Source organism: Bradyrhizobium sp. USDA3516 (assembly GCF_057651995.1).
The window spans coordinates 627,582-631,538 of record NZ_JBYGYN010000001.1 but is presented as its reverse complement, the minus strand read 5'-3'; the positions used below and the strand labels follow the sequence as shown (position 1 = coordinate 631,538).

Below are 3,957 nucleotides of genomic sequence, written 5' to 3'. Positions count from 1 at the left end.
TGAGTCTCTCGGTCGGCAAGCCAACAGGGAACATGAGAATGTCGGCGGCCTAAAGCGCGATGAGATTTGGATGAATCGCCATCGCGCTTGAGGTCTTTGTTTGAGCATGATCTTTTCGGAAAACCGCTTCACACTTCTCCGGACCATGCTCTAGTAGAGAATTGCGCCCTCAGCCTTCGTCTAATGTGGGCTGAAGGCTCACCTTATGTTGATGGATTGGACAAACTCTGCTGCGGCGGGATGCAGCTTCTTCTGGCTGCAGCATTTGCGATCGACCTTGCTCGCTCTTCCGGTTTGCAATGTTAAGGCCGATTGCTCGAGAGCGCGATCTTGAGCATGATGCAACGAGACGCTAGGAGTAAGTGCAACGTGCAATCTAGATCGTCTCATACGGGTAACTAATTGAAATCGTACATCTTTTCCGTCGCCCCCATGATGGATTGGACCGACCGGCACTGCCGCGTGTTCCACCGTCACCTGACGCGTCGAGGATTGCTCTATACGGAGATGCTGACGACCGGCGCCGTGATTCATGGCGACCGGGTGCGGCTGCTTGGGTTCGACGCCGTCGAGCACCCCGTGGCGCTTCAGCTCGGGGGATCGGATCCGCGCGAGCTCGCGGCGGCGGCGCGGATCGGCGAGGACTTCGGTTATGACGAGATCAATCTCAATGTCGGCTGCCCGTCCGATCGTGTGAAGGATGGCCGTTTCGGCGCTTGCCTGATGGCCGAGCCGGAGCTGGTGGCGAGGTGCGTCGACGCGATGAAGCGTGTGGTCGCCGTTCCCGTCACGGTGAAGTGCCGCATCGGCATCGATGATCAGGATCCGGAGGTCGCGCTCGATGCGCTCGCGCGTGCGGTGGTCGCCGCGGGCTGCGATGCGTTGATCGTGCACGCCCGCAAGGCCTGGCTCAACGGCCTTTCGCCGAAGGAGAACCGCGACATCCCGCCGCTCGACTATGATCGCGTCTACCGGCTCAAGCGCGCGATCCCCGATGTGCCCGTCATCATCAATGGCGGCGTTCGGAGCATCGACGAGGCAAGGGCGCATCTTGCCCATGTCGACGGCGTGATGCTCGGCCGCGCCGCCTATCAGGAGCCATGGCGGCTGCTCGCGGTCGACCACGAAATCTTCGGCGGGCCGGCGCCGCACGCCACCATGCAGGACGCGCTCGAGGCGATGATGCCCTACATCGAAGAGCAACTCGCGCGCGGCACGCGGCTGCACGCGATCACGCGGCATTTCGTCGGCGCATTTCACGCTGTGCCCGGCGCACGTGCGTTCCGGCGGCATCTGGCCGAGCAGGGTGTGAAGCCCGACGCCGGTCTCGACGTGCTACGCGAGGCGATCGCGCGTGTCGGTGCGCGCGCGCCGGCTGAGGCGGCCTAAGTGAGCTGGAGCATGATCCGGAAAAGTGCGCAGCGGTTTTCCGAAAAGATCATGCTCAAACAACAACCTAAAGCGCGATGACGATTCATCCTAATCGCGTCGCGCTTTAGTCCACCGCCGTACGCGCGCGGCGGTGGTTGGCCTGCAGCTCCGGATATCCTGTCAGCATCAGCGTGTCGGCGCGCACGCCCCAGCTTTCCAGGCGGTCGAGGAAGCTCATGCCGAGCAGATTGGTCTTCATCTGGCCCCGCTGCACGACAAGGGCCGGCACCGACTTCTCGACCAGCTTGCCGACGGCGAGACGGTCGAGCGTGAGCCGCGCCGCCTTGGTGTGGCCGCCTGCGGTCTCGAGATCGACGTCGTATTCAAGCATCTCGAGCGGCAGCCCGATCGCCTTCGCGGTTTCCCAGGTCAGCACCACCGATGTCGCGCCGGTATCGATCACCATAGGCGCAGTGACGCCGTTGATCTTCGCGCGCAGCGTGAATTCGCCGCCCTGGCCGCGCGGGATCTGCACGGCCGGCGCCGGGGAGGCGGCTTGTCCGCGAAAGATGTGCGAGACCTTGTGGCTGGCGCGCGCGATCCGGTCGGGATCGCCATAGGCGACGACGGCACCTGCCGTGCCGGCGAGCATGATCAGGACGAGCAGGAAGCGGATCATCGCGTGCCTCCAAGGGCACGCAGGCGGATCAGACGTGTTTTGGGGACCCCCCGATCGGCACCAGCCCGGCTTCCGTCATGCGCTCCGGCAAAAGGGCCATGATCGCGCGCCGGTCCGCGCTCTCCATGGCGTGCCAGCGTGCGATCTCCGGCAAGGTGCGGCCGCAGCCGAAGCACAGCTTGGTCTTGGGATCGATCATGCACACGGCGACGCACGGCGTTTCTTTGCTCATACGGACATAGTGAGGGATGATCGGGCATGTCTGCAAGCATCTCGTTAAGAGCCTGTGCCGGCACTCATGATCGGCTTGTGCCGCGGACGGCGTTTCTCGTCCGGCACGACGGAGCTCTCCGGCTGGAGCGGTGGAGAATCGTCCGAGAGTGGGGCAAGCGCGCTCATCACGCGCTCCGGCGGGAATGTGACGATCACCTCAGTGCCGATGCGCAGCTTCGATTTCAACGTGAACGTGCCGCCGTGCAGGTCGATCAGGTTCTTGGCGATCGGCAGGCCGAGGCCGGCGCCCTGTTCAGCCGACTTGATCGAATTGGAACCCTGGCCGAACGAGGCGAGCACGACCGGAATCTCGTCCTCGGGAATGCCGGAGCCAGAATCCCTCACCGAGAGATATTGTCCGCCGGAAGCTGTCCAGCCGGCCTTGAGCCAGATCTCGCCACCCTGCGGGGTGAACTTGATCGAGTTGGAGAGCAGGTTGAGCACGACCTGGCGGATCGCGCGCTCGTCGGCCCAGAGCCGCGGCATGGCCTGCTCGAATACTTCGTGGATGGTGATGCCGCGGCTCGAGGCACGCAGCTTCATCAGATGATGGCAATCGGCGACGATGCCGACCAGGGACACCGCTTCCTCGTTGAGCTCGTAACGGCCGGCTTCGATCCGCGACAGATCGAGGATCTCGTTGATGAGGTTGAGCAGGTGCACGCCGGAATTATGGATGTCGGCGGAATATTCCTTGTAGACCGGTACCGCATGCGCGCCGAAAATCTCGCTCTTCATGACCTCTGAGAAGCCGAGGATGGCGTTCAGCGGCGTCCGCAGCTCGTGGCTCATCTGCGCGAGGAAGCGCGACTTGGCGACGTTGGCGGCTTCGGCGCGGTGGCGCGCTTCGTCCGAGATGGCCTTGGCCTGCTCCAGCTCGCCGATCAGCGCGTCCTTTTCCGCGCGCGCTTCCAGCGTGGCGAAGGTCGAGGAGTGCAGGCGGTGCGCCAGCAGGATGAAATAACCTTCGGCGGCGAGCGACAGCGCTGCCAGGATGTAATTGTCCAGCGATCCGGTTGTCACGAAGCTCAGCGCCATCGCAACCGCGACCGGCGCCGTGGCGGCAAGGGCTGCGATCGGCAGATTGGCCGCGAGCATGCTCGATACTGCGATCACCAGCAGCATCAAGAACATCATCAGCGTTTCCGTGACCATGTCGAGCACGGGATGGATCAGGATCGCCATCCAGCACAGGCCATAGAGCAGGTCGAGCACGACGAAGCGCGTCCGCCATGCGCGTGTCGCGGCCGGAGAGGCGGGCTCGGTCAGGAAGCGCCGGCAGCTGCGGATCATGGCGCCGTGGATGCAGAGCATGCCGACGGTCCAGGCCGCGGCCGGGATCGGCTGCATCCACAGCCCGAACAGCACACCGGTCGTCACCACCAGCAGCATCACGACATAGGAGGCCGACAGCCGGGTCTGGGCGTATTGCCGCAGCATCTCGGCGTCGAAAGCGGGCCGGGTTCCACTGGTCGACGTTAACTTGTCGCGCGCCTCGCGCACCCGCTGCGCCGCAGCCCTTCGGCTGCTCGCCGATGGCGCGCTCACCGGCTCGGCCGGAAGCTGCACGACCTCGGGCTTTTCAGCGGGGTTACTCATCAAGCAACACGGATTCCTGCCCACGCCGGACGCGG

General features: G+C 64.1%; 4 protein-coding genes. 1 reads left to right on the top strand and 3 read right to left on the bottom strand.

What is annotated here, in order from left to right; all coding sequences use genetic code 11:
* Positions 1–402 precede the first annotated feature (402 nt).
* On the top strand, positions 403–1,389 hold the full coding sequence (gene dusA / locus AC24YW_RS03265; RefSeq protein ID WP_487481348.1) for a tRNA dihydrouridine(20/20a) synthase DusA: 987 nt from the start codon (positions 403–405) through the stop codon (positions 1,387–1,389).
* Between the two features lie 106 nt (positions 1,390–1,495).
* On the opposite strand, the gene AC24YW_RS03260 is transcribed toward dusA, so the two are convergent.
* From AC24YW_RS03260 to AC24YW_RS03250, 3 genes are read right to left on the bottom strand one after another with little or no spacing between them, the layout of a single operon-like run.
* On the bottom strand, positions 1,496–2,050 hold the full coding sequence (locus AC24YW_RS03260) for a TIGR02281 family clan AA aspartic protease (protein WP_487481347.1): 555 nt from the start codon (positions 2,048–2,050) through the stop codon (positions 1,496–1,498).
* Positions 2,051–2,078: 28 nt separating this feature from the next.
* On the bottom strand, positions 2,079–2,282 hold the full coding sequence (locus tag AC24YW_RS03255) for a DUF1289 domain-containing protein (protein ID WP_487481346.1): 204 nt from the start codon (positions 2,280–2,282) through the stop codon (positions 2,079–2,081).
* 44 nt (positions 2,283–2,326) lie between these two features.
* Positions 2,327–3,922 (bottom strand): sensor histidine kinase, encoded by a 1,596-nt coding sequence (locus AC24YW_RS03250; RefSeq protein ID WP_487481345.1) that lies wholly within the window; start codon positions 3,920–3,922, stop codon positions 2,327–2,329.
* Positions 3,923–3,957: the final 35 nt, after the last annotated feature.

Coding starts and splice junctions, on each gene's coding strand:
- AC24YW_RS03260 (WP_487481347.1), bottom strand. CDS start 2,050: ATGATCCGCTTCCTGCTCGTCCTGATCATGCTCGCCGGCACGGCAGGT.
- AC24YW_RS03255 (WP_487481346.1), bottom strand. CDS start 2,282: ATGAGCAAAGAAACGCCGTGCGTCGCCGTGTGCATGATCGATCCCAAG.
- AC24YW_RS03250 (WP_487481345.1), bottom strand. CDS start 3,922: ATGAGTAACCCCGCTGAAAAGCCCGAGGTCGTGCAGCTTCCGGCCGAG.